General features: G+C 71.8%; 19 protein-coding genes. 15 read left to right on the forward strand and 4 right to left on the reverse strand.

All coding sequences use genetic code 11. The features are described 5' to 3' along the window. The first annotated feature begins 72 nt into the window (after nt 1–72). The 3 genes from ACIBAG_RS05160 (at nt 73) to ACIBAG_RS05170 (ending at nt 3506) form a co-directional block, all read left to right on the forward strand. Nucleotides 73–1050 (forward strand): ATP-binding cassette domain-containing protein, encoded by a 978-nt coding sequence (locus ACIBAG_RS05160; protein WP_399101120.1) that lies wholly within the window; start codon nt 73–75, stop codon nt 1048–1050. Continuing rightward, nucleotides 1047–1871, forward strand: a complete 825-nt coding sequence (locus ACIBAG_RS05165; protein WP_399101122.1) for an ABC transporter permease — start codon at nt 1047–1049, stop codon at nt 1869–1871. Before ACIBAG_RS05160 ends, ACIBAG_RS05165 begins: the two co-directional genes overlap by 4 nt. 117 nt (nt 1872–1988) lie before the next feature. Continuing rightward, nucleotides 1989–3506: a cellulase family glycosylhydrolase gene (locus tag ACIBAG_RS05170; protein WP_399101124.1), complete on the forward strand. Its 1518-nt coding sequence runs from the start codon at nt 1989–1991 to the stop codon at nt 3504–3506. 174 nt (nt 3507–3680) lie between these two features. Here the strand turns inward: ACIBAG_RS05170 and serC are convergent, their stop codons facing one another. Continuing rightward, nucleotides 3681–4799, reverse strand: coding sequence for a phosphoserine transaminase (gene serC / locus ACIBAG_RS05175; RefSeq protein ID WP_399101126.1), 1119 nt, complete (start codon nt 4797–4799; stop codon nt 3681–3683). Nucleotides 4800–4915: 116 nt separating this feature from the next. Between serC and ACIBAG_RS05180 the strand changes: the two genes are divergently transcribed. After that, a complete protein-coding gene (locus tag ACIBAG_RS05180; RefSeq protein ID WP_399101128.1) occupies nt 4916–7864 on the forward strand; it encodes an FAD-binding and (Fe-S)-binding domain-containing protein in 2949 nt (982 codons plus the stop codon). Nucleotides 7865–8018: 154 nt separating this feature from the next. Here the strand turns inward: ACIBAG_RS05180 and ACIBAG_RS05185 are convergent, their stop codons facing one another. Beyond that, complete coding sequence (locus tag ACIBAG_RS05185) at nt 8019–9161, reverse strand: hypothetical protein (RefSeq protein WP_399101130.1); 1143 nt, start codon at nt 9159–9161, stop codon at nt 8019–8021. Between the two features lie 341 nt (nt 9162–9502). On the opposite strand from ACIBAG_RS05185, the gene ACIBAG_RS05190 reads away from it, so the two are divergent. Both ACIBAG_RS05190 and ACIBAG_RS05195 read left to right on the forward strand, forming a co-directional pair. After that, on the forward strand, nt 9503–10699 hold the full coding sequence (locus tag ACIBAG_RS05190) for a lipid II:glycine glycyltransferase FemX (RefSeq protein ID WP_399101132.1): 1197 nt from the start codon (nt 9503–9505) through the stop codon (nt 10697–10699). 228 nt (nt 10700–10927) lie between these two features. Beyond that, nucleotides 10928–11869 carry an EamA family transporter gene (locus tag ACIBAG_RS05195; protein ID WP_399101134.1) on the forward strand — a complete coding sequence of 314 codons (942 nt, stop codon included), beginning with the start codon at nt 10928–10930 and terminating at the stop codon, nt 11867–11869. 110 nt (nt 11870–11979) lie between these two features. Here ACIBAG_RS05195 and ACIBAG_RS05200 read toward each other — a convergent pair whose 3' ends face one another. Next, on the reverse strand, nt 11980–12669 hold the full coding sequence (locus ACIBAG_RS05200) for a DUF6882 domain-containing protein (protein WP_399101136.1): 690 nt from the start codon (nt 12667–12669) through the stop codon (nt 11980–11982). A 205-nt stretch (nt 12670–12874) separates the two neighbouring features. On the opposite strand from ACIBAG_RS05200, the gene ACIBAG_RS05205 reads away from it, so the two are divergent. From ACIBAG_RS05205 to ACIBAG_RS05245, 9 genes are all read left to right on the forward strand, one after another. Then, nucleotides 12875–13669, forward strand: a complete 795-nt coding sequence (locus ACIBAG_RS05205) for a TIGR03084 family metal-binding protein (protein WP_399101138.1) — start codon at nt 12875–12877, stop codon at nt 13667–13669. Continuing rightward, nucleotides 13666–15366, forward strand: a complete 1701-nt coding sequence (locus ACIBAG_RS05210) for an acyclic terpene utilization AtuA family protein (protein ID WP_399101140.1) — start codon at nt 13666–13668, stop codon at nt 15364–15366. The genes ACIBAG_RS05205 and ACIBAG_RS05210 overlap by 4 nt, the downstream gene beginning before the upstream one ends. Continuing rightward, a complete protein-coding gene (locus ACIBAG_RS05215; RefSeq protein ID WP_399101142.1) occupies nt 15363–16961 on the forward strand; it encodes an acyl-CoA carboxylase subunit beta in 1599 nt (532 codons plus the stop codon). Before ACIBAG_RS05210 ends, ACIBAG_RS05215 begins: the two co-directional genes overlap by 4 nt. 5 nt (nt 16962–16966) lie before the next feature. After that, the gene (locus tag ACIBAG_RS05220; RefSeq protein WP_399101144.1) at nt 16967–18865 is read left to right on the forward strand and encodes a biotin carboxylase N-terminal domain-containing protein; all 1899 of its coding nucleotides are present in this window, start codon (nt 16967–16969) and stop codon (nt 18863–18865) included. 82 nt (nt 18866–18947) lie between these two features. Further along, nucleotides 18948–20081, forward strand: a complete 1134-nt coding sequence (locus tag ACIBAG_RS05225) for an acyl-CoA dehydrogenase family protein (protein ID WP_399101146.1) — start codon at nt 18948–18950, stop codon at nt 20079–20081. 37 nt (nt 20082–20118) lie between these two features. Then, entirely contained in the window at nt 20119–21696 is a 1578-nt protein-coding gene (locus ACIBAG_RS05230) for a 4-coumarate--CoA ligase family protein (RefSeq protein ID WP_399101148.1), read from the forward strand. After that, nucleotides 21693–22427, forward strand: a complete 735-nt coding sequence (locus ACIBAG_RS05235; protein ID WP_399101150.1) for an enoyl-CoA hydratase family protein — start codon at nt 21693–21695, stop codon at nt 22425–22427. Before ACIBAG_RS05230 ends, ACIBAG_RS05235 begins: the two co-directional genes overlap by 4 nt. Beyond that, nucleotides 22415–23047: a TetR/AcrR family transcriptional regulator gene (locus ACIBAG_RS05240; protein ID WP_399101152.1), complete on the forward strand. Its 633-nt coding sequence runs from the start codon at nt 22415–22417 to the stop codon at nt 23045–23047. Before ACIBAG_RS05235 ends, ACIBAG_RS05240 begins: the two co-directional genes overlap by 13 nt. A gap of 34 nt (nt 23048–23081) precedes the next feature. Then, nucleotides 23082–23666 (forward strand): hypothetical protein, encoded by a 585-nt coding sequence (locus ACIBAG_RS05245; RefSeq protein ID WP_399101154.1) that lies wholly within the window; start codon nt 23082–23084, stop codon nt 23664–23666. Nucleotides 23667–23731: 65 nt separating this feature from the next. Here the strand turns inward: ACIBAG_RS05245 and ACIBAG_RS05250 are convergent, their stop codons facing one another. Continuing rightward, complete coding sequence (locus ACIBAG_RS05250) at nt 23732–25057, reverse strand: serine/threonine-protein kinase (protein WP_399101156.1); 1326 nt, start codon at nt 25055–25057, stop codon at nt 23732–23734. Nucleotides 25058–25222: the final 165 nt, after the last annotated feature.

The following is a 25222-nucleotide window of genomic DNA, read 5'->3' on the forward strand; positions in this document are numbered from 1 at the left end:
CCTCCCGAAAAAACTGGGTACGGTGTACGCGCAATCGGGTACGCTGTACCCAGTTAATCGGAAGGGGGACTCGTGACGGACGACGGATACGTGGACGGATACGCGGTACGGGCCGAGGGCTTGGAGAAGCGCTACGGCGACAAACGCGCCCTCGACGGCTTCGACCTGGCCGTCCGGCAGGGGACGGTGCACGGCCTGCTCGGGCCGAACGGCGCCGGCAAGACCACCGCCGTACGCATCCTGTCCACGCTGATCAGGCTGGACGGCGGCCGGGCGACCGTGGCCGGCCTGGACGTGGCCCGGCAGCCGCGCGAGGTCAGGGCGCGCATCGGCCTCACCGGGCAGTACGCGGCGGTGGACGAGGTGCTCACCGGCCGGCAGAACCTGGAGATGTTCGGCCGGCTGTTCCACCTCGGCGGCCGGCGGGCCAAGCTGCGGGCCGTCGAACTGCTGGAGCAGTTCGACCTGACCGACGCCGCCGACAAGGGCGTCGGCAAGTACAGCGGTGGCATGCGGCGCCGCCTCGACCTCGCCGCGTCGATGATCCTCGCCCCGGCCGTCCTGTTCCTCGACGAGCCGACGACCGGGCTCGACCCCCGCAGCCGGGGTGAAGTCTGGGAGTCCGTACGGGCGTTGGTGGCGAGCGGCACGACCGTACTGCTGACCACCCAGTACCTGGAGGAGGCCGACAAGCTGGCCTCCCGCATCACCGTCATCGACCAGGGGCGGGCCATCGCCGACGACACCCCGGACGGGCTGAAGAACCTCGTCGGCGGCGACCGTATCGAGGTCGTGGTCGCCGAGCGGGCCGACATCCCGCGCGTGGTGAAGGTCGTCGCCCGGGTCTCGGACGGTGAACCCGATTCGGAGGAGGGCGAGTTGCGGGTGCACGCGCCCGTGCTCGACCGGGTCTCCGCCCTGACGGAGGTGGCCCGCACACTCCAGGACGAGGGCGTCCAGGTCGAGGACATCGGGCTGCGCAGGCCCAGCCTCGACGACGTGTTCCTGCGCCTGACCGGACACCGTACGGAAGCCAAGGAGGCGGCGTGACCACCCTCGATCTTGCCGCGAAGGATCACGGCCGCGTGTACTGGGCCCTCGCCGACGTCTGGAACGTCGTCCGCCGCGGTCTGACCCACTACCAGCGACAACCCATCAACATCGCCTGGCAGTTGGGCTTCCCGATCCTCTCCGTCCTCCTCTACGGCTATGTCTTCGGCAGCGCGATGAAGGTGCCGGGCGGCGGGGACTACACGCCCTTCCTGATGCCGGGCATGTTCGTGATGACGATGGCGTTCGGCTTCATCAACACCGCGACACTCGTCGTCTACGACTCGACCAAGGGCGTCATCGACCGCTTCCGCTCCATGCCGATGGCCTCATCCGCGGTGGTCGCCGGACGCGGGATCACCGATCTGCTCGCCGCCTGCGCGGAGTTGGCCATCATGATGCTGACCGCCTTCGCGATGGGCTGGCGGCCGGACGGCGGGCTCGGCTTCCTCGCCGCCTTCGGGCTGCTGCTGTGGCTGCGGTTCGCGCTGATCTGGATCGGGGTGTGGCTGGGCCTGCTGGTGCCCAACCCGGAGGCCGCGGGCGGCCTGTTCGCCGTCGCCTTCCCGCTCACGATGATCTCCAGCATTTTCGTCGCGCCGCAGCTGATGCCGGACTGGCTCGGCTGGGTGGCGGCCTGGAACCCGATCTCGTCGACGGCGGCGGCCACGCGTGAGCTGTTCGGGGTGCCGGCCGGGGCCGTGACCGGGGATTCCTGGGTCGAGCAGCACGCACTGCTGATGGCGGGGGTGTGGCCGGTGGTGCTCACGGCGATCTTCCTGCCGCTGGCGGTGCGCAGGTTCCAGAAGCTGAGCCGGTGACATCTGCACAGCACGTGTCTTGACGTGTCCGAGTGACCTGACTTCCATGGGAGGCGAGGGCGGTGGGAGCGCTCCCACCAGTTCCGGGCCCGCGCCTCCCGAGGAGGAACGCAGGACATGTTCCGCAGTTTGCGAAGAGCGCTGTGTGCGGTGGCCGCGGCGCTTCTGTTACCGCTTGCCGGAGCCGGCGCGCAGCCGGCCCACGCCGCCGAGGCGGGCGCCGGCTACTGGCACACCAGCGGCCGGCAGATCCTGGACGCCGCCGGGCAGCCCGTCCGTATCGCCGGGATCAACTGGTTCGGCTTCGAGACCGGCAACCACGTCGTCCACGGCCTGTGGACGCGCGACTACAAGAGCATGCTCGACCAGATCGACTCGCTCGGCTACAACACCCTCCGCGTCCCCTTCAGCGACGACATCCTCAAGCCCGGCACCATGCCGGACAGCATCAACTTCGCCGACGGCAAGAACGCCGACCTGCAGGGCCTGAACTCCCTGCAGGTACTGGACCGCATCGTGGCGTACGCCGGTCAGCTCGGCCTCAAGATCGTCCTCGACCGGCACCGTCCCGACGCGGGCGGCCAGTCGGCGCTCTGGTACACGGCGTCGGTGCCGGAATCGACGTGGATCGCCAACCTCAGGGCGCTGGCGACGCGCTACAAGGGCGACAGCACCGTCATCGGCATCGACCTGCACAACGAGCCGCACGACCCCGCCTGCTGGGGCTGCGGCGACACGACCCGCGACTGGCGGCTCGCCGCGCAACGCGCCGGGAACGCCGTCCTGTCCGTCAACCCCGACCTGCTGATCATGGTCGAGGGCGTCCAGTCGTACGACGGCGTGGGCGGCTGGTGGGGCGGCAACCTCATGGGCGTCGCCCAGCACCCGGTCCAGCTCGACGTCCCGAACCGCCTCGTGTACTCGGCCCACGACTACGCCACGAGCGTGGCCCAGCAGCCCTGGTTCAGCGACCCGTCCTTCCCGGACAACATGCCGGGCGTGTGGGACAGGTACTGGGGCTACGTCTTCAAGCAGAACATCGCTCCCGTGTGGCTGGGCGAGTTCGGTACGACGCTCCAGTCGACGGTGGACCAGAGGTGGCTGTCCGCGCTGGTGACGTACCTGCGCTCGACGTCGGCGTACGGCGCGGACTCGTTCCACTGGACGTTCTGGTCCTGGAATCCCAACTCCGGTGACACGGGCGGAATCCTGAAGGACGACTGGACGACCGTCGACACCGTGAAGGACGGCTACCTGGCGAGCATCAAGGCGCCGGGATTCCCGGGCGGCGGGAGCGGCGGTCCCGGAGACCCTGGCGATCCCGGCGGCGGCAAGGCGACCTGCAGCGCCGCCTACACCGTCACAAGCGACTGGGGCAGCGGCTTCAACGCCGAGGTGAAGGTGACCAACACGGGCGCGGTGCCGGTCAACTCCTGGAAGGTGACCTGGACCTGGAGCGGCTCCCAGCGGGTGACGTCCATGTGGAACGCCACGCACACGCAGAGCGGCTCGACAGTGACCGCGTCCAACGCCGCGCACAACGGGGCTGTGGCCGTGGGTGGTTCGGCGAGCTTCGGGTTCGGTGGGGCGCCCGGGGGCGGCGGGGCGCCCTCGGTGACCTGCGCGGCGGCCTGAGGGAGGGGCGCCCGGTGGTCGCGCCGGGCGCCCCTCGCATGGCTGAGTTCAGGGCCGGCATGCTCTGCGTGCGGATCACTCATTCCGAGCGAGCCGCACGCAGCTGCGCAGGACATGCGAAGGGCGCCCCGCGGGGGTCCGCCGGGCGCCCTTCGCATGTCGTGGCAGAAGCGGTTACAGCTTCTCGATCACGTAGTCGATGCACTTCGTCAGCGCCTCGATGTCCGCCGGGTCGATCGCCGGGAACATCGCGACGCGGAGCTGGTTGCGGCCGAGCTTGCGGTACGGCTCGGTGTCGACGATGCCGTTGGCGCGCAGGACCTTGGCGACGGCGGCGGCGTCGATCTCGTCGGTGAAGTCGATCGTGCCGATGACCTGCGAGCGCTTGGCCGGGTCGGTGACGAACGGGTTGGCGTACTTGGTGTCCTCGGCCCAGCCGTACAGGGTGCGCGCGGAGGTGGCGGTGCGGCGGACCGCCCAGTCCAGGCCGCCCTGGCCGTTGATCCACTCCAGCTGCTGGTTCAGGAGGAAGAGGGTCGCGAGAGCGGGGGTGTTGTACGTCTGGTTCTTGCGGGAGTTGTCGATCGCCGTGGGGAGGCTGAAGAACTCCGGGATGTGGCGGCCGGACGCGTGGATCCGCTCGGCGCGCTCGATCGCGGCCGGGGAGAAGACGCCGATCCACAGGCCGCCGTCGGAGGCGAAGGACTTCTGCGGGGCGAAGTAGTAGACGTCCGTTTCGGAGACGTCGACCGGGAGGCCGCCGGCGCCCGATGTGGCGTCGACCAGGACCAGGGCGCCCTCGTCGGCACCGGCCACGCGCTTGATGGGCATGGCGACACCGGTCGAGGTCTCGTTGTGGGTGAAGGCGTACACGTCGACGCCCGCCTCGGCGACCGGCTCGGGGTGCGTGCCCGGGTCGGTGGAGATGACGTCCGGCTCGGCGAGCCACGGGGCGAGCTTGGCGGCCTTGGCGAACTTCGAGCTGAACTCGCCGAACGTGAGGTGCTGCGACCTGTTCTCGATCAGGCCGTGCGTCGCGATGTCCCAGAAGGCCGTCGAGCCGCCGTTGCCGAGGACGACCTCGTAGCCGTCGGGGAGTTGGAACAGCTCGCTGATGCCCGCGCGTACCTGGCCGACCAGGTTCTTGACCGGGGCCTGGCGGTGGGACGTGCCGAGCAGGGAGGTTCCGGTGGCGGCCAGCGCGTCCAGCGCTTCCGTCCGCACCTTGGAGGGGCCCGCGCCGAAACGTCCGTCGGCGGGCTTGATGTCAGCGGGAATCTGGATCTCAGCCACGGGGTGAGGTTAGCCGGTGGAGGAAACCTCGGCGAAACCTCGTCCGTCGGGTGAGACGGCGTTTCGGTGGGCGTCAGACCTGGGGGTACCCCCGAACGGGCTGATTGAGTGGACGTATGTCGGAACTTGAGGCGGAGCTGCGCAAGGTCGTCCGGGGCGAGGTCGGGTTCGATGTCACCTCTCGGGCGTTGACGACCATGGACGCGTCCAACTACCGGCGAGTCCCACTCGGTGTGGTCGCACCACATGACGCCGATGACGTCGCAGCGGTGCTGGAGGTGTGCCGGGACCATATGGTGCCGGTCGTCGCGCGCGGCGGAGGTACCTCCATCGCCGGGCAGGCCACGGGAACGGGCGTGGTTCTGGACTTCACCCGGCACATGAACCGGATCGTGTCCCTCGACCCGGAGAGCCGGACCGCCGTCGTCCAACCAGGCCTCGTCCTCGACCGCCTCCAGGACGCCGCCGCCCCGCACGGCCTCCGCTTCGGCCCCGACCCCTCCACCCACAGCCGCTGCACGCTCGGCGGAATGATCGGCAACAACTCGTGCGGCTCGCACTCGGTGGCCTGGGGGACGACCGCCGACAGCGTGCGGGAGCTGGACGTGATCACCGCGCGCGGGGAGCGGCTGCGGCTGGGGGAGGAGTGGGCCGGGGCGCCGCAGGGGCTGCGGGCGCTGGTCGAGGGCGAGCTCGCGCGTCTTCGCACCGGCTTTCCCGAACTGCCCCGCCGTATCTCCGGGTACGCGCTCGACGCCCTGCTGCCCGAGAAGGACGCCGACGTCGCCCGTTCCTTCTGCGGCAGCGAGGGCACCCTCGGCATCCTCACCGAGGCGGTCGTACGCCTCGTCGAGGCGCCACGCGCGCGTGCGCTGGCCGTGCTGGCGTACGCCGACGAGAGCGCGGCCGCGGAGGCGGCGGCGGGGCTGCTGCCCTACGGGCCGCTGACCGTGGAGGGCATGGCGGCCGACCTCGTGCCCTCGACTGCCGCGCTTGCCCGGGGCGGGGCCTGGCTGTTCGTGGAGACGGGCGGGGAGTCGGCGGCGGAGGCACGCGCGCGTGCGGAGGCGATCGTGCGGGCCGCCGATGTCGTCGACGCGCTGGTCGTGACCGACCCGGCCGGGCAACGGGCACTGTGGCGCATCCGGGAGGACGCGAGCGGTACGGCGACCCGGATGCCGGACGGCAGCGAGGCCTGGCCGGGATGGGAGGACTGTGCCGTGCCGCCGCACCGCCTCGGCGCGTATCTGCGGGACTTCCGCGCGCTGCTGGCCGCACACGGGCTGCGCGGGACGCCGTACGGGCACTTCGGGGACGGCTGCATCCACGTCCGTATCGACTTCGACCTGCTGACGGAGGCGGGCGTCGGCCGCTTCCGGCGCTTCTCGGAGGAACTCGCCGACGTCGTGGTGGCGCACGGGGGCTCGCTCTCCGGGGAACACGGGGACGGGCAGGCACGGGCCGAGCTGCTGCCGAGGATGTACGGGGCGGAGCTGGTCCGTCTGTTCGAGCGGGCGAAGGGGGTGTGGGACCCCGACGACCTGCTCAATCCGGGCATGCTGGTGCGCCCGGCGCCCCTGGACGCGAACCTCCGGTTCGCGGTCCTGCCCCGGAAGCCGGTGGACGTGGCCTTCGGATACCCGGCCGACGGCGGGGACTTCTCGGCGGCGGTACGGCGCTGCGTCGGGGTCGCGAAGTGCCGTACGACGTCGGTGTCCGGCCCGTCCGTCATGTGCCCGTCCTTCCGGGGCACCGGCGCGGAGGAGCACTCCACGCGCGGGCGCGCGCGGCTGCTGCACGAGATGCTCGCCGGGGAACTGGTGACCGACGGGTGGCGCTCGACCGAGGTGCGCGACGCGCTGGACCTGTGCCTGTCCTGCAAGGGGTGCCGGTCCGACTGCCCGGTCGAGGTCGACATGGCCACGTACAAGGCGGAGTTCCTCCACCACCACTACGAGGGCCGCCGCCGTCCCGCCGCACACCACAGCATGGGCCGGCTGCCGCAGTGGCTGCGCCTGGTGGCACGCACGCGTACGGCGTCGCTGGTCAATGCCCTGGCCGCCGTACGGCCATTGGCGTGGGCGGCGAAGCGGCTCGGCGGCATCGCGCCGGAGCGGGACATTCCGCGGCTGGCGACGCGGACGTTCAGCCGGTGGTGGGAGAGGCGGGAGAAGACAGCGGAGGGCGAGCTGGTCATCCTGTGGCCGGACACCTTCACCGAGCACTTCTCGCCGTCCGTGGGGCAGGCGGCCGTACGGGTGCTGGAGGCGGCCGGGCTGCGGGTGGGGCTGCCGCCCACGGTGCGGTTGAGGAGGGTGCTGGTGGGGGACGGTGCGGCGGCGACAGGCGGCGGTGAGGTGGTGGGGGACGGTGCGTCGGCGGGCGTCGGCGGGCGCGTGGACGGCGGCCGTACGACCGTCGCGATGGACCCGGTGTCCCTCCTGCGGGGCCGCGGTCGCGTCTGCTGCGGGTTGACGTACATCTCCACCGGGCAGCTCGACCGCGCCCGCGCGGTGCTGCGGCGCACGCTCGACCTGATGGAGCCGGTGCTGGATACGGCCGCCCCGGTGGTGGTCCTGGAGCCGAGCTGCGCGGCGGCCCTCCGCTCGGACCTGCCGGAACTGCTGCACGACGATCCACGGGCCCGGCGGCTTGCCGACCGCGTGCTGACCTTCGCGGAGACACTGCAGCGCCTGGCGCCCGGCTGGACCCCGCCCCGGCTGGACTGTCCGGTGGTCGGTCAGACGCACTGCCACCAGCACGCGGTCCTCGGCGACGGGGCTGACCGCCGGCTGCGTCGAGCGGCCCTGCTCTCCGGCGAACTGAGCGGGGGCTGCTGCGGCCTTGCGGGCAACTTCGGTTTCGAGAAAGGACACTTCGAGGTGTCGGTGGCCTGCGCGGAGGAGCAGCTGCTGCCTGCGGTGCGGGGCGCGCGGGAGGGAGCGATGGTGCTGGCCGACGGCTTCTCCTGCCGGACGCAGCTGGAGCAGCTGGCCGGGGCGCGGGGCCGGCATCTGGCGGAGGTGCTGGCGGAGGCGTTGGAGGGCGACGGAAATGACCGGTGAGCCAGGGGGTGTCCATGCTCGAGCCGAATGAAGCAGGTTCGAGCGTGGGGAGCGTACGGCCGCAAGACCGTGCTGGAGGTGTTTCGGGCGCAGAGCCCTCTCGGCGGCCGGCCGCCAAGAGGGCACCCGGTCGGCGTGGGCGTCCGGTCCCCTGTCAGGGCACCGGTGCCACGTCGATGACAACGGCCCCGTCGCCGCCGGCGTCCGCGGGCACGCCGTTGTTCCCGGTACCACCGGCAGACCCGCCCGCGGCGGCAGCACCGCCGCTGGTGGCGCCGCTGCCGCCGGAACCGCCGGTGCCACCCGTGCCGCCGTCGCCCCCGTCCCCGCCGCTGCCGAAGGTGTCGCCGCCCACGGTGATGCCGGTGCCACCGCTCCCGCCACTCCCGCCGCTGCCCCCGGCGCCGCCACTGCCGCCGGCTCCACCTGTGCCGCCCTGCCGGCTCCCGCCGCTGCCGCCCGCCGTACCCGAGCTGCCGACGGCGCCGGCACCACCGCTGTCGCCGTCCTGCGAGGCGGTGGGGATACCCAGGCACCCGGTCACCTCGCCGCCGGTACCGCCGGATCCGGTGATGCTGCCGCCGCTCCCACCGCCGCCACCGAATCCGCCGGACCCGCCGAGCCCTCCGACGGCGCCGCCGCCACCGCCCCGGCCGCCCGTCGGGGCCCTGGTGCCGGCGTCCCCGCCGGAGGCGAACGCCAGGTCCACCAACGTCGTGAGGCCCACCGAACTGTCCTGACCGGCTCCGCCGAGGGAGCCGGAGCCGCCCGCGCTGCCGGCAGCGCCGCCGAAGGGACCGCCGCCGCTGCCGCCGGCGCCCCCGTTGCCGCCGGTCCCCGCACCTCCGGCGCTTCCCCCCGCTCCGACCACGACGGTCAGCGTCACGCCGCCGGGCAGCACCTCGGTGCACTCCACGAAGCTGCCGGAGCCGCCTCCTCCGCCGCCGGCGCCTCCTCCTCCGCCACCGCCGCCGCCACCGCCTCCTCCGCCCAGTGCGAGAAGGGCGTTGCCGCCACCCCCACCCCCGCCGCCTCCGCCGCCACCGGCTCCGCCGCTCCCACCGGCCCCGGCGCCCCAGACCTTGAGGGTCACCGTCTTGAGGGAAGCGGGGCTGCCGGGAACCGTGAAGGTGTACACGCCCGGCTCCTCGAACTCCGCATGCTGGTTCGGCTGCGCGGCAGCGCTGCCCGCGTTCACCATCGGCGAGAGCAGCCCTCCCACCAGCGCCGCCACGCCCACGCCGACCCGTCTTCCCGGGCTTGAGTGCTTCCGCCGGTTCATCGAAACGCGCACCATGATGTGCCTCCTGACTCGTGGGTGTCCCACAACGGGCCCCCTGGGAAGGTCTGCCCGGCGCGAATGTGACGCCACTGCCACGCGAGGGGCGGAAAGGGGCAGAAAAGGAGCAAAGGGAGCAGCGCGGGGAGTGGGATTCAGGCCATCGCCTACTGCTGGGGCCTCTGAGGGCCCGGAGGCGTAAGGGAGTTCGACCGGAGGGCCTCTGTCAGCCCGGCTGTGGTGGCTCGGTGGCCGGAGCGCTTGCCCGAGCCGACCGTACTGGGCCGGCACTCGGCCGGGATGAGGGGTGGGGGCTCTCCTCGTAGGGTGGCAGGCGAGCGACCTAAGGAGCCCTGACCATGCCACTCCGCCTCCGGCCCATCACCCGCGACGAGCACCTGGCGTTCGTCGCGGGCCGGTCTTCCGCCAGCCATATGCAGGTGCCGTCCTGGGGCGAGGTGAAGCCCGACTGGCGGGCGGAGAGCCTCGGGTGGTTCGACGGGGAGCAGGGCGGCGGGCGGGAGGAACGCGGCGGCGGGCGGGAGGAACGCGGTGGTGGGCGGGAGGAACGCGGTGGTGGGCGGCTCGTCGGGGCGGGGCTCGTGCTGTACCGGCCGCTGCCGAAGCTGAAGCGGTACCTCGCCTATCTGCCCGAGGGGCCGCTGATCGACTGGGACGCGCCGGACCTGTGCGAGCGCTGGCTCGCACCGATGCTCGCCCACCTCAAGCGCCAGGGCGCCTTCTCGGTGAAGATGGGGCCGCCGGTCGTCGCCCGCCGCTGGAGCCCCGAGGCGGTGAAGGCGGCGATCGCCGATCCCGCGGCCCGGCGGCTGCGGGAGGTGGAGGCCACGTCGCAGGAGCCGCGTGCCCTCGACATCGCCGACCGGCTGCGGCGCGCGGGCTGGCAGCAGGCGGAACCGGGCGGCGAGGAGGGGTTCGCCGCCGGGCAGCCGCGGTACGTCTGCCAAGTGCCGTTCGCGGGGCGGTCGCTGGACGACATCCACCGTGGCCTCAACCAGCAGTGGCGGCGCAACATCAAGAAGGCCGAGAAGGCGGGCGTGAAGGTCGTGCGGGGCGGTTACGAGGACCTGCCCGCCTTCTACGACCTCTATGCCGAGACCGCCGAGCGCGACCGTTTCATCCCCCGCCCCCTGCCCTACTTCCAGCGGATGTGGACCGCGCTCACCGCCGAACACCCCGACCGCATGCGGCTCTACCTCGCCCATCACGACGGCGACACCCTCGCCGCCGCAACCATGATCACCGTCGGCGACCACGTCTGGTACTCCTACGGCGCCTCCACCAGCCGCAAGCGCGAGGTCCAGCCCAACAACGCCATGCAGTGGCGCATGATGACCGACGCCCATGAACTCGGCGCCGCCGTCTACGACTTCCGCGGCATCACCGACACCCTGGAGGACTCCAACCACCTGCTGGGCCTGCTGCGGTTCAAGGTGGGCGCCGGCGGCGAGGCCGTCGAGTACCTGGGGGAGTGGGACTACCCGCTCAACCGGCTGCTGCACAAGGCGCTCGATCTGTACATGGCGCGACGGTAGGGACCGGTCCAGCCGTCCCACCGCACCGCCGTCGCGTGGTCCGGCCGGACCGGCCTGTCCGGCCCTCCCGCCGGTCCTTCCGTCCGCATCTCGTGCGGCGCCGGGGCCCCTCTCGTCCACATTTCGGGACAGTGGCATAACGGGTTCACACGCCTGACGAGGTCCACTACCCTGGACTTGGCAGTACAGCATGATGAACACTCCCCGAGTCGAGCCCCTGGAACGCCCGTGAGCACCCCCGACGCCGCCGCCATCACGCCGTCCTCACCGTCCCGCACCCGGGCCGTCCCCGAGCCGACGGCCGGCGCCCCGCGCCGCTGGGGCTCGCTCGGCCCCGTGGGTCTGGTGCTGGCCGGTGCCGTCTCGGTGCAGTTCGGCGGTGCCCTGGCGGTGAGCCTGATGCCGCGCGCCGGTGCGCTCGGCGTGGTGGCGCTGCGGCTGCTGGTGGCGGCGGTCGTCCTGCTGCTGGTCTGCCGGCCCCGGCTGCGCGGTCACTCCCGGGCCGACTGGGGCACAGTGATCGTCTTCGGCATCACGATGGCCACGATGAACGGCCTCTTCTACCAGTCCGTCGCCCGCATTCCGCTGGGCGCCGCGGTCACCCTGGAGGTGCTCGGCCCGCTCGCGCTCTCCGTCCTGACCTCGCGCCGCCTGATCAACGTCGTCTGGGCCGGCCTCGCCCTCGCCGGTGTCTTCCTCCTGAGCGGCGGAGGCTTCGACAGTCTCGACCCCATAGGTGTCGCATTTGCCCTGGGGGCCGGCGCCATGTGGGCGGGATACATAGTCTTCAGTGCCCGTACCGGCCGCCGCTTCCCGCAGGCCGACGGGCTGGCCCTCGCGCTGGCCGTGGGCGCCCTACTGTTTCTGCCCCTGGGGATCGCCGAATCGGGCGCGAAGCTGATCGACCCGGTGACCCTCGGGCTGGGCGCGGCCGTGGCGATCCTCTCCTCGGTTCTCCCCTACACCCTGGAACTCCTCGCCCTGCGCCGCATGCCCGCGCCGACCTTCGCCGTCCTGATGAGCCTCGAGCCGGCCGTCGCGGCGACCGCGGGGTTCCTCGTCCTCGACCAGGCCCTGTCCACGGCCCAGTCCGTCGCCATCGCCCTCGTCATCGGGGCGAGCATGGGAGCGGTGCGGACACAGGTCGGGCGGGGGAAGGCTAAGTCCTAGCCGGCATTTGGCCGGGCTTATGTGCCGCAGCCCCACACTCCATCTCCCCCCATCCCCCCCATTCCCTCATCCCCTCATCCCCTCATCCTCCATCCCCCAACTGCCCCGACTCAGGGCAGTGCCTTGACCTCCACACCCGCGATCCGGCCCAGGGAGTCGAAGTCCACCGCGACCGTGTCGCCGCCGGGCAGGTCGGCGACGATCCGGTCGCCCTCGACGCGGTGCGGCACCTCGTGGTGGTCCAGGTAGCCGTGGACCACCTGTCTGGCCGAATGCCCGATCAGTCCCGCGCCGGTGAGCAGAGTTCGCGGCAGTGAGACGGTGTCCAGGCCGGCGCGGGGAACCCGCGGATCGTCGGGCAGGAAGTAGACCTGCGTGCCAGGGCCCGCCGGAACGCCGATGTAGCCGGGCGCCCCGACCACTCCCATCCCGGTGAAGGCGAGTGTCTCCGCCGCGCGGCGCGGATCCTCGAAACCGGAGAGATCCAGGACCTCCTCGGTCAGTTCGGCGATGCCGTGGGCCTGCCCGTACCGCTCGACCGCGTCCGTCGGGGCGACCACCTCGGTGCCTCGCAGTCCGGGGTTCGCCCAGCCCCACATCCAGGAGCGCTCGTCCATGTCGTACGTGCCGAGTACGGCCACGCGCAGCTCCAGGTCTCCCTGCCGGTACTGACAGGACGACAGGTCGGCCGTCCACGGCCCCTCGGGCAGGAACTCCGTGAGGGTCTGGAGCTGAGCCGCACCCCATGCGGCATGCCGTTCGGCCTCCAGGAGGAAGGCATCGCTGAATTCACTCGCCATGCCCTCACCCTATGAGGGCCGCAATGATGAACCGAGTATCAACCGAATTAATGCAAGCATGCTTGCTTGTTTCTGGTCGCGCTGCCATGCTCCTCAGCACGCCGCACCACCCCGCACGCCGCACCACCCCGCACGCCGCACCACCCCGCACGCCGCACCACCCCGAACACCACCCGCACACCGCCGTGCCCGAGGGGAGCGCACCGTGTCCGATCCGACGCCCGTCTTCGACGATCTGCGTGCGGAGAGCGAGGAACTCGACCGGCTCGTGGCCGAGTTGAGCCCAGAGCAGTGGGCACTCCCCACGCCCGCCCCCGGCTGGAGCGTTGCCCACCAGATCGCGCACCTCGCCTGGACGGACCACTCGGCCCTGCTGTCCGTGACCGACACGGACGCCTTCCACGCGCTGGTGGAGAAGGCGCTGGTGTCGCCGGGGTCGTTCGTCGACGAGGGCGCGGAGGAGGGGGCAGGACTGCCGCCCGCCGACCTGCTGGCGCGGTGGAGGGAAGGGCGGGCCGCCCTCGATACGGCGTTCCGCGAGGCACCACAGGGCGTGAGGTTCGCCTGGTACGGCCCACCCATGTCGGCCGCCTCCATGGCCACAGCCCGACTTATGGAGACCTGGGCCCACGGTCTGGACGTCGCCGACGCACTGGGTGTGGTGCGCACACCCACCGACCGACTCAGGCATGTGGTGTGGATCGGGGTACGGACCCGGGACTTCGCCTTCGGCGTGCACGGTCTTCCCGCACCTCTCGACGACTTCCGCATCGAACTCCTCGCACCATCCGGCGAGTTGTGGGCATACGGCCCCGAAGACGCGCCGCAGCGCGTGACCGGCCCGGCGCTCGACTTCTGCCTCCTGGTCACCCAGCGTGCCCACCGCTCCGACCTCGCCCTGCGCGCCGAAGGCCCCGACGCCGACCGCTGGTTCGACATCGCCCAGGTCTTCGCGGGCCCGCCCGGCGCGGGCCGGGCGCCGAAGGGAGCGGCGCGGTGACTCCTCCGGCTGCGGCCCAGGCCCGGACGCTGCGGATCGGGAACGCCTCCGGCTTCTACGGCGACCGCTTCGACGCCATGCGAGAGATGCTCACCGGCGGCGAACTGGACGTCCTCACCGGCGACTACCTCGCCGAACTCACCATGCTGATCCTCGGCCGGGACCGGATGAAGGACCCCGGCGCCGGCTACGCCCGTACCTTCCTGCGGCAGCTGGAGGAGTGCCTCGGGCTCGCGCACGAGCGGGGCGTCAGGATCGTCGCCAATGCCGGTGGACTCAATCCGGCAGGGCTCGCCGACGCCGTACGGAAGCTGGCCGACCGCCTCGGTGTCCCCGCCCGCGTCGCCCACGTCGAGGGCGACGACCTCAGGAGCCGGTATCCCGACAGTCTCGCCGCCCACGCCTACCTCGGCGGTTTCGGTATCGCGGCCTGTCTGCGTGAGGGCGCCGACGTGGTCGTGACCGGCCGGGTGACGGACGCGGCCCTGGTCATGGGGCCCGCCGCCGCCCACTTCGGCTGGCAGGAGACGGACCACGACCGGCTGGCGGGCGCTGTCGTCGCCGGCCATGTGCTGGAGTGCGGGGCCCAGGCGACGGGCGGCAACTACGCGTTCTTCGGGGAGGGAGGCGCCACCCGCCCCGGCTTCCCGCTCGCCGAACTCCACGAGGACGGCAGTTGCGTCATCACCAAGCACCCGGACACCGGCGGTCTCGTCGACATCGGCACGGTGACGGCCCAGCTGCTGTACGAGACGGCGGGCGCCCGGTACGCCGGGCCGGACGTCACCGCCCGCCTGGACACTGTACGGCTGACACCGGACGGCCCGGATCGTGTCCGTGTCGACGGCGTACGAGGTGAGGCCCCGCCGCCGACTCTCAAGGTCGGCGTCAACCGTCTCGGCGGCTTCCGCAACGAGGTCGCCTTCGTCCTCACGGGGCTGGAGATCGAGTCCAAGGCGGCGCTCGTCCGGGAGCAGATGAGGGCGGTCTTCGCCAAGTCCCGCCCCGAGCAGGTCAGCTGGGACCTCGTCCGCACCGACCGGCCCGACGCCTCGACCCAGGAGACGGCCAGCGCCCTGCTCCGGCTGGTCGTGCGGGACCGCGACCAGGAGAAGGTCGGACGGGTGCTGAGCGCAGCCGCCGTCGAGCTGGCGCTGGCCAGCTACCCCGGTTTCCATGTGCTGGCGCCACCCGGAAAGGGCGCGCCCTATGGGGTCTTCGAGGGTGTGTACGTCCCCCATGGTGCCGTCGACCATGTGGCCGTCCTCGATGACGGACGCCGAGTCACTGTGCCGCCGGCCCACGACACCGCCGTACTCGACGATGTGCCCGAGCCGCCGCTGCCGCGGCCGCTGCCACCCGGGCCCACGAAGCGTGCCCCCCTCGGCCTGGTCGCCGGGGCCCGCAGCGGGGACAAGGGCGGCAACGCCAACGTCGGTGTCTGGGTGCGGACGGACGACGCGTGGCGCTGGCTCGCCCATGAGCTCACGGTCGACAGATTTCAGCAGCTGATCCCCGAAAGCCGTCAGCTTCAGGTCACCCGGCACCTCCTGCCCAACCTGCGCGCCCTCAACTTCGTCGTCGAGGGAATCCTCGGGGAGGGCGTCGCCGCCCAGCACCGTTTCGACCCGCAGGCCAAGGCCCTCGGCGAATGGCTGCGCTCCCGCCACCTGGACATCCCGGAGACCCTGCTGTGACCGTCCTGCCGTCCACCCTGGACACCACGAGCCCCGACTACCGGGCCAACCGCGAGGCCATGCTCGCCAAGCTCACCGACCTGGCCGCCGAGCACGCCAAGGCCCTCGCGGGCGGCGGCGAGAAGTACGTCGAACGGCATCGGCGGCGCGGCAAGCTCCTCGCCCGCGAGCGCATCGAACTGCTCCTCGACCCCGACACGCCCTTCCTGGAGCTGTCCCCGCTGGCCGCCTGGGGCAGCGACTACACGGTCGGCGCGTCCCTCGTCACCGGCATCGGGGTCGTCGAGGGCGTGGAGTGCCTCATCACCGCCAACGACCCGACCGTGCGCGGAGGAGCGAGCAATCCCTGGTCGCTGAAGAAGGCCCTGCGCGCGAACGACATCGCGCTCGCCAACCGGCTGCCCTGCGTCAACCTGGTGGAGTCAGGTGGCGCCGATCTCCCCTCCCAGAAGGAGATCTTCATCCCCGGAGGCGCCGTCTTCCGGGACCTGACGCGGCTGTCGGCGGCCGGGATCCCGACCGTCGCCGTCGTCTTCGGCAACTCCACGGCCGGCGGCGCGTACGTCCCCGGCATGTCCGACCACGTGATCATGGTCAAGGAGCGCGCCAAGGTGTTCCTCGGCGGCCCGCCCCTGGTGAAGATGGCGACCGGCGAGGAGAGCGACGACGAGTCGCTCGGCGGTGCGGAGATGCACGCGCGCGTGTCGGGTCTCGCCGACTACTTCGCGGTCGACGAACCGGACGCGCTGCGGCAGGCACGGCGGGTCGTCGCCCGCCTCAACCACCGCAAGGCGTACGGCGATCCGGGCCCCGCCGAAGCCCCCAAGTACGACGCCGACGAACTGCTGGGGATCGTGCCCGGCGATCTGCGCACCCCCTTCGACCCGCGCGACGTCATCGCCCGGATCGTCGACGCCTCCGACTTCGACGAGTTCAAGCCGATGTACGGAACGAGCCTGACCACCGGCTGGGCGGCGCTCCACGGCTACCCGGTCGGCATCCTGGCGAACTCCCAAGGCGTCCTGTTCTCCGCGGAGTCGCAGAAGGCGGCCCAGTTCATCCAGCTGGCGAACCAGCGCGACATCCCACTCCTCTTCCTGCACAACACCACCGGCTACATGGTCGGCAAGGAGTACGAGCAGGGCGGCATCATCAAGCACGGCGCGATGATGATCAACGCGGTCGGCAACAGCCGCGTACCGCACATCTCCGTCCTCATGGGCGCCTCCTACGGCGCCGGCCACTACGGCATGTGCGGCCGCGCCTACGACCCCCGTTTCCTGTTCGCCTGGCCCAGCGCCAAGTCGGCCGTCATGGGCCCGCAGCAGCTCGCCGGCGTCCTCTCGATCGTCGCCCGCCAGTCGGCCGCCGCGAAGGGGCAGCCGTACGACGAGGAAGGCGACGCCGCCCTGCGCGCCATGGTGGAGCAGCAGATCGAGTCGGAGTCGCTGCCGATGTTCCTGTCCGGGCGGCTGTACGACGACGGCGTCATCGACCCGCGCGACACCCGCACCGTCCTCGGCCTGTGCCTGTCCGCCATCCACACCGCCCCCTACGAGGGCGCGCGGGGCGGCTTCGGCGTCTTCCGGATGTGAGGCAAATGATTTCGACTCTGCTCGTCGCCAACCGGGGCGAGATCGCCTGCCGTGTCTTCCGCACCTGCCGTGAGTTGGGAATCCGGACGGTCGCCGTCTGCTCGGACGCCGACGCGAACGCCCTCCACGCGCGCGTGGCCGACGCGGCGGTACGGCTGCCGGGAGCGGCGCCCTCCGCGACGTACCTGGACGGCGACCTGATCGTGAAGGCGGCAGTGGCGTCCGGCGCGGACGCCGTGCACCCCGGCTACGGCTTCCTCTCCGAGAACGCCGACTTCGCGCGCGCCGTCCTCGACGCGGGCCTCGTCTGGATCGGCCCGCCTCCGGAGGCGATCGAGGCGATGGCGTCCAAGACGCGGGCGAAGGAGCTCATGGGGCTGGCGCCCCTGGGCGAGGTCACCGAGGCCGACCTGCCCGTCCTCGTGAAGGCGGCCGCAGGCGGCGGAGGGCGCGGAATGCGTGTCGTGCGCCGGATGGCGGAGCTGACCGCCGCCCTGGAGAGCGCACGCGCCGAGGCCGCGAGCGCCTTCGGCGACGGCGAGGTCTTCGTCGAGCCCTACGTCGAGAACGGCCGCCACGTCGAGGTGCAGATCCTCGCCGACACCCACGGCACCGTCTGGGCGCTCGGCACCCGCGACTGCTCACTGCAGCGCCGCCACCAGAAGGTGATCGAGGAGTCCCCGGCGCCCGGCCTCTCCGTACAGCTCACGGACGAGCTGCACGCGCTGGCCGTACGCGCCGCCCGCGCCGTCGACTACGTCGGCGCCGGAACCGTCGAGTTCCTGGTGGCCGGCGACAGGGCGCACTTCCTGGAGATGAACACCCGCCTCCAGGTCGAACACCCGGTGACCGAGGCGGTCTTCGACCTCGACCTGGTCGCGGAACAGATCCGCGTCGCCGAAGGCCACGCCCTCCCCGACGACCCGCCACGCGCGCGTGGCCACGCCGTCGAGGCCCGCCTGTACGCCGAGGACCCGGCCCGCGACTGGGCCCCCCAGACCGGCACCCTGCACCGCTTCGCCGTACCCGAGAGCGTCCGGCTGGACACCGGTTACACCGACGGCGACGACATCGGCGTCCACTACGACCCGATGCTCGCCAAACTCGTCGCCCACGCCCCCACGCGGGCGGACGCGATCCGCAAGCTCGCGGGCGCCCTGGAGCGGGCGGCGATCCACGGTCCGACCACCAACCGCGATCTCCTTGTCCGCTCCCTGCGCCACGAGGAGTTCACGACCGCCCGCATGGACACGGCCTTCTACGACCGCCACCTCCCCGACCTCACCGAGCCGACACCGGACCCGTACACCCGCTCGTCTCCCACCACCGCCCCCAACGGAGTCGCTGCGCGACCACCTCTGGTTGCCCTGGCCGCCGCCCTCGCCGACGCCCACGGCCGCTCCCGCTTCGGCGGCTGGCGCAACGTTCCTTCCCAGCCGCAGGTCAAGCGGTACGCCATGGCGGGCGAGGAGATCGAGGTCCGCTACCGCCACACGCGCGCGGGCCTGGAGGCGGACGGGGTCCGGGTCGTACACGCCGATGCCCAGGCCGTCGTACTCGAAGCGGACGGCGTACGAAGGACCTACGAGGTCGCGAGGTACGGCGACGACATCCACGTCAACGCCACACACCTCACCGCACTACCCCGCTTCCCGGCCCCGACGGCCCAGCACGCCCCGGGCTCCCTCCTCGCGCCCATGCCGGGCACGGTCGTCCGCGTCGCCGAAGGCCTGACCGTAGGGGCCGCTGTACAGGCCGGAGAGCCCCTGCTGTGGCTGGAGGCGATGAAGATGCAGCACAAGATCTCGGCGCCGGTCACAGGGACCGTCAGCGCCCTGCACGCCGTACCTGGCCGGCAGGTGACGGTCGGCGCCCTCCTGGCAGTGGTGCAGCCGACCTCTTAGGGGCGCGGGGCTGTATCGATATGCGGCTACCGCCGCGTGAGCGCGAGCAACCACACACAACCCGCACCCGGGAAGGAGCCCCATGCCCCCCACCCTCGAACCCGAAGAACACAAGGCCCTACGGTCCGCAGTAGCCACCCTCGGCAAACGCCACGGCCGCACCTTCGACCGAGCAGACCTCTGGTCGGAGGCGGCCAAACTCGGCTACCTCGGCGTCAACCTCCCCGAGGAGTATGGAGGCGGAGGCGGCGGCATAGCAGAACTCTCCATCGTCCTCGAAGAACTCGGCGCCGCAGGCTGCCCGTTGCTGATGATGGTCGTATCCCCCGCCATCTGCGGCACAGTGATCGCCCGCTTCGGCACGGAGGAACAGAAACAGCACTGGCTCCCGGGCCTAGCCGACGGAACCCTCACCATGGCCTTCGGCATCACCGAACCCGACGCCGGCTCCAACAGCCACCGCATCACCACCACGGCCCGCAAAGACGGCACCGACTGGCGCATCACCGGCCGCAAAGTCTTCATCTCCGGCGTGGACATAGCGGACGCCACCCTCATAGTCGGCCGCACAGAAGACGCCCGCACCGGCACCCTCAAACCCTGCCTTTTCATAGTCCCGCGCGACGCCGAAGGCTTTACACGCCGCCAGATCGACATGGAACTCGACGCCGCCGAGAAGCAGTTCGAGCTGACCCTCGACGACGTACGGCTCCCCGCCGACGCGCTCGTCGGCGACGAGGACGCCGGCCTCCTCCAGCTCTTCGCCGGTCTCAACCCCGAACGCATCATGACGGCCGCCTTCGCGATCGGCATGGGCCGCTACGCCCTCGCCCGTGCCGTCGAGTACGCGCGCGACCGTACCGTCTGGAAGGCCCCCATCGGCGCCCACCAGGCCATCGCGCACCCCCTCGCCCAGGCGCACATCGACCTCGAACTGGCCCGCCTGATGATGCAGAAGGCGGCCCACCTGTACGACACGGGCGACGACGTCGGCGCGGGCGAGGCCGCCAACATGGCCAAGTACGCGGCCGGGGAGGCCTGTGTGAAGGCCGTCGACCAGGCCGTGCACACCCTCGGCGGCAACGGACTGACCCGGGAATTCGGCCTCGCCTCGTTGATAACCGCCGCGCGCGTGTCTCGTATTGCTCCGGTGAGCCGGGAGATGATTCTCAACTACGTCTCCCACCAGACCCTGGGCCTGCCCAAGTCGTACTGACCGGTGCCGTGTCGGCACCGTGTCGCGAGGAGGAACCGTGTTCCGCAGCGAGTACGCAGACGTCCCGGCCGTAGAACTCCCCATCCACGAGGCCGTACTGGGCCGGGCCGCCGAGTTCGGGGACGCCCCCGCGCTCATCGACGGCACGGACGGCACCACCCTCACCTACGAACAACTCGACCGCTTCCACCGGCGCGTCGCCGCCGGCCTCGCGGAGGCCGGCATACGCAAGGGCGACGTCCTCGCCCTGCACAGCCCCAACACGATCGCCTTCCCCACGGCGTTCTACGCCGCCACGCGCGCGGGTGCCTCCGTCACCACCGTGCACCCGCTCGCCACCCCGGAGGAGTTCGCCAAGCAGCTCAAGGACTCGGCGGCCCGCTGGATCGTCACCGTCTCACCGCTGCTGGAGACCGCACGCCGGGCCGCCGAACTCGCCGGCGGCGTACGGGAGATCTTCGTGTGCGACAGCGCGCCCGGACACCGCTCGCTCATCGACATGCTGGCGTCCACCGCCCCCGAACCGCAGGTCGACATCGACCCGGGGGCGGACGTCGCGGCACTGCCGTACTCCTCCGGCACCACCGGCATCCCCAAAGGCGTGATGCTCACCCACCGCCAGATCGCCACCAACCTCGCCCAGCTCGAACCCGCGATGTCGGCGGGCCCCGGCGACCGCATCCTCGCCGTACTGCCCTTCTTCCACATCTACGGGCTCACGGCCCTGATGAACGCCCCCCTGCGTCTGGGCGCCACGGTCGTCGTCCTGCCCCGCTTCGACCTGGAGACCTTCCTCGCGGCCATCCAGAACCACCGCATCACCGGCCTGTACGTGGCACCGCCGATCGTCCTGGCCCTCGCCAAACACCCGCTGGTCGCGCAGTACGACCTGTCGTCCCTGAAGTACGTCGTCAGCGCCGCCGCGCCCTTGGACGCGGGGCTCGCCGCCGCCTGCTCCGAGCGCCTCGGACTGCCGCCGGTCGGCCAGGCGTACGGCATGACGGAACTGTCCCCCGGCACCCACGTCGTCCCGCTCGACGCCATGCGCGACGCGCCCGCCGGAACCGTCGGCAGGCTCATCGCCGGCACCGAGATGCGCATCGTCTCCCTCGACGACCCCGACAAGGACCTCGGCGTCGGCGAGTCCGGCGAGATCCTCATCCGCGGCCCCCAGGTCATGAAGGGCTACCTAGGCCGCCCCGACGCCACCGCCGCGATGATCGACACGGACGGCTGGCTGCACACCGGTGACGTCGGCCATGTGGACGAGGGCGGCTGGCTGTTCGTCGTGGACCGCGTCAAGGAACTCATCAAGTACAAGGGCTTCCAGGTCGCCCCCGCCGAACTGGAGGCCCTTCTGCTCACCCACCCCGGCATCGCGGACGCCGCGGTGATCGGCGTCTACAACGATGACGGCAACGAGGTCCCGCACGCGTACGTGGTCCGCCAGCCCACCGCCACCGACCTCTCCGAAGGAGAGGTCATGATGTACGTCGCCGAGCGCGTCGCCCCCTACAAGCGCGTCCGCCAGGTCACCTTCATCGACGGCGTCCCCCGGGCCGCCTCCGGGAAGATCCTGCGCCGTGAACTGCGGGCCCGCAGGGAGGCCACATGACACTGATCGGCCGCACACGCGCGCGTGGCGTCGAAACCCTCGCCCTCGACTCCCCGCACAACCGCAACGCCCTCTCGGCGGCGCTCGTGGGCGAGCTCGCCGACGCGCTGAGCGACTGCGCCAAGGACACCGACGTACGCGCGATCGTCCTCACCCACACCGGCAACACGTTCAGCGCGGGCGCCGACCTGCGCGACCCCCCGCCCCCGGCCGGACTGGTGGCGTTGCTCCGCCAGATCGTCGAACTGCCCAAACCCGTCGTCGCGCGGGTCACCGGCCACGTACGCGCGGGCGGCCTGGGCCTGCTCGCCGCCTGCGACATCTCGGCGGCCTCGCCCCAGGCCACGTTCGCCTTCACGGAGGTCCACATAGGCGTGGCCCCCGCGGTGATCTCCCTACCCCTCCTGCCCCGCACCGACCCCAGAGCCCTGGCCCGCTACTACCTCACCGGCGAACGCCTCACCGCCCCGGAGGCGGCCCGCATCGGCCTGCTCACGACACACGGTGAGGACGTCGACCAGACCCTGACACCCATCCTCGACGGCCTGCGCCGGGCCTCCCCCCAGGCCCTGGCCGAGACGAAGGCGCTGCTCACGGCTAAGGTGCTGGAAACCTTCGACCGGGACGCGGCCGACCTCACCGCGCTCTCGGCCCGGCTGTTCTCCTCCGCGCAGGCCCGCGAGGGGATGACGGCCTTCCTCGAAAGACGGGATCCGGAATGGGTGGTGTGAGCACGGTCGGCGACCGCACGGACCGAGCGGACCGGGCCGACCGCGTACCCAAGCAGGACCGCAGCCGCGCCACCCGGCAGCGGCTCCTGGAAGCCGCCGTGGCCTGCCTCGCCGAACACGGCTGGGCGGGCTCCACGGTCTCCGTCGTCGCCGAACGCGCCGGCGTCTCCCGCGGCGCCGCCCAGCACCACTTCCCGACCCGCGAGGACCTCTTCACGGCGGCGGTCGAGTACGTCGCCGAGGAACGCTCCACGGCACTGCGGGCCCTGTTCCCCGAGGGCGCGGCGGAAGACCGCCAGGCGGTGGTGTCGGCACTGGTCGACCTCTACACCGGCCCCCTGTTCCGCGCCGCCCTGCACCTGTGGGTGGCCGCGTCGAACGAGGAGCAACTGCGCCCCCGGGTCACCGAACTGGAGGCCCGCGTGGGACGCGAGACCCACCGGATAGCGGTGGACCTGCTGGGCGCGGACGAGTCCCGCCCGGGCGCCCGGGAGACGGTCCAGGGCCTGCTGGACATGGCCCGCGGCCTGGGCCTCGCCAACCTCCTCACGGACGACACCGCCCGCCGCGACCGCGTGGTGGCGCAGTGGGCGGAGCTGCTGGAGGAGGCCCTGGGCTGAGGGCGTTGTCAGTGGCGGGGCTTACGGTTCGGACATGGGTGATCACTTCCAGACGATCGTCGACCTCGAGGCGAGCCCGCAGCAGGCGCCGCGCCTCGCCGAGCGCGTGGTCGAGTGGCTCGTCGCCGAGGGCATCGTGCGCGCCGAACTGGTGCCGGACTGCGTGTACGGGCAGCCGCTCGGCCGAATGCCCGGCCCTGACTGGCAGCGAGCGGTGGCACCGCAAGACGCCCGCTTCGGACCGGGCGAGGGCCTCGCCGTGTACAGCGAGCGGACCGTCTTCCACGGCGGCCAGGGCGGGCCGGAGGCGGTGAGCTGCCCGCGCTGCGGGGTCACCACCCGGTTGATCACCGACGAGTGGGAGGACATCGACGACGCGTGGGCGCCGTTCGGCACGGCCATAAGCGCCTGGCACGAGACGGGCGAGGCCCCAGTCGACTGCCCCGCCTGCACCGAGGCCGTCCCGCTGCCCGACTGGACCTGGACCGACGACTACTTCGCCTTCGCCCACCTCGGGTTCGAGTTCTGGAACTGGCCCCCGTTCACCGAGGAGTTCCGCACCCGAATATCCGAGCTCCTGGACGGTCACCGTACGGCGTACGTGTGGGGCAAGCTCTGACCGCCGATGTCCGGGAGACCGCTGATCACCCGTCAACCGTCATCCGAGCCGTCAGCCGTCAGCCGTCAGTCGTCCTCGTCACCGTCGTCGTCCTGCTGCACATCGCGCTGCCTCTGCTGCTCCCGGCTCTCCTGGTCCCGCCCCTGCTTCCGCTGTTCCTGCTGCTGCCCGTCCTGCCCTTCCTGGCCGGCGCTCGTCTCCGCCACCGGGCTCGGGGAGGCCGTCGGTGACGGGCTCGACACCAGGGAGTCCGCCGCTGCGGACGTGCTCGGGCTGGGAGGTGCCTCGGACTTCGAGCCCTCCGACCCGGTGTTGTCGGGCGAGAACCACAGCATGCCGAGGAGCATCGCGATCACGAAGAGCACCGCTCCGGCAGCCGTGGCGACCACGCGCCGGGTCCCGCTCCGGGAACGGGACCCGGACCCGGACCTGCCGGTGGGCGCCGCCCCCCGGGCCGACGGCAGCATGTACGTCGTGGGCGTGCTGGTCTCACCCACCTGCTGTGTCCCGCCAGTCGGCGCCGAAGCGACCGTCGATCGCCCCGACGGCGAAGCCGGGTCGGGCAGTGGCTGGGGACGCCCCTGCCAGGCACCGCCGGCGAACCAGTCGGCGGCCTGCTGGGCGGTCGGCCGGTGCTCGGGGTCCTTGGCGAGCAGGCCGAGGAGGTAGTTCTCGAAGGCGGGCGGGAGCCCCATGACGCCCAGCTCGCGGGGTGGTACCGGGGCGGTGTCCAGGTGCTGGTGCAGGATCGCGACCGCCGTGTCCGCGTGGAAGGGCGGGCGGGCGGTCAGCAGCTGGTAGAGGACACAGCCCAGCGCGTAGACGTCGGAAGGCGGGCCCGCGGGCTGGCCCAGCGCGCGCTCGGGGGCCAGGTACAGACTCGTGCCGACGATCTGTCCCGTGGCCGTGAGCGCGGCGCCGGGGTCGTCAAGGAAGCGGGCGATCCCGAAGTCACCGATCTTGAGGGTGCCGTCGGCGTCCAGGAGCAGGTTGCCGGGCTTGATGTCCCGGTGGACGATGCCCTGCCGGTGCGCCGCGGCCAGCCCGGCGGCGGCCTGGGCGGCGATACGGGCCACACGCTCGGCGGGCAGCGCGCCGGAGCGGGCCAGCGTCCGGGCGAGGCTGTCGCCCTCGACCAGCTCCATCACCAGGTAGAGCCGGTTGTCGTGCTCGCCGAAGTCCCGTACGCCGACGACGTTCGGATGGTCGATCCGTGCCGCGGTCTGGGCCTCCAACCGGAAGCGGGAGGTCGCGGTGGGGTCGGAGTCCTGCGGCAGGAGAAGCTTGACGGCCACGTGCCGGGCGAGCGTCTCGTCGTACGCCCGCCAGACCTCCCCCATCCCACCGCGCCCGATCGACTCGCTCAGCCGGTAGCGGCCCGCTATCAGCACTTGTTACCCATCCCCATGCCGTGAGACGTCCTGTTCGCCGCAGGCCGTAACTCACCACGCAGGACGGGGTGATGGGGGGGGGCCGCAGCCGCCCCAGCATACTGGCGGAGTGGATCAGTCACGTTCCGTGTGCGATCTTCACCGGCATGGGAGGGACACGCGCGT

Source organism: Streptomyces sp. NPDC051243, assembly GCF_044455405.1.
Taxonomy (GTDB): domain Bacteria; phylum Actinomycetota; class Actinomycetes; order Streptomycetales; family Streptomycetaceae; genus Streptomyces.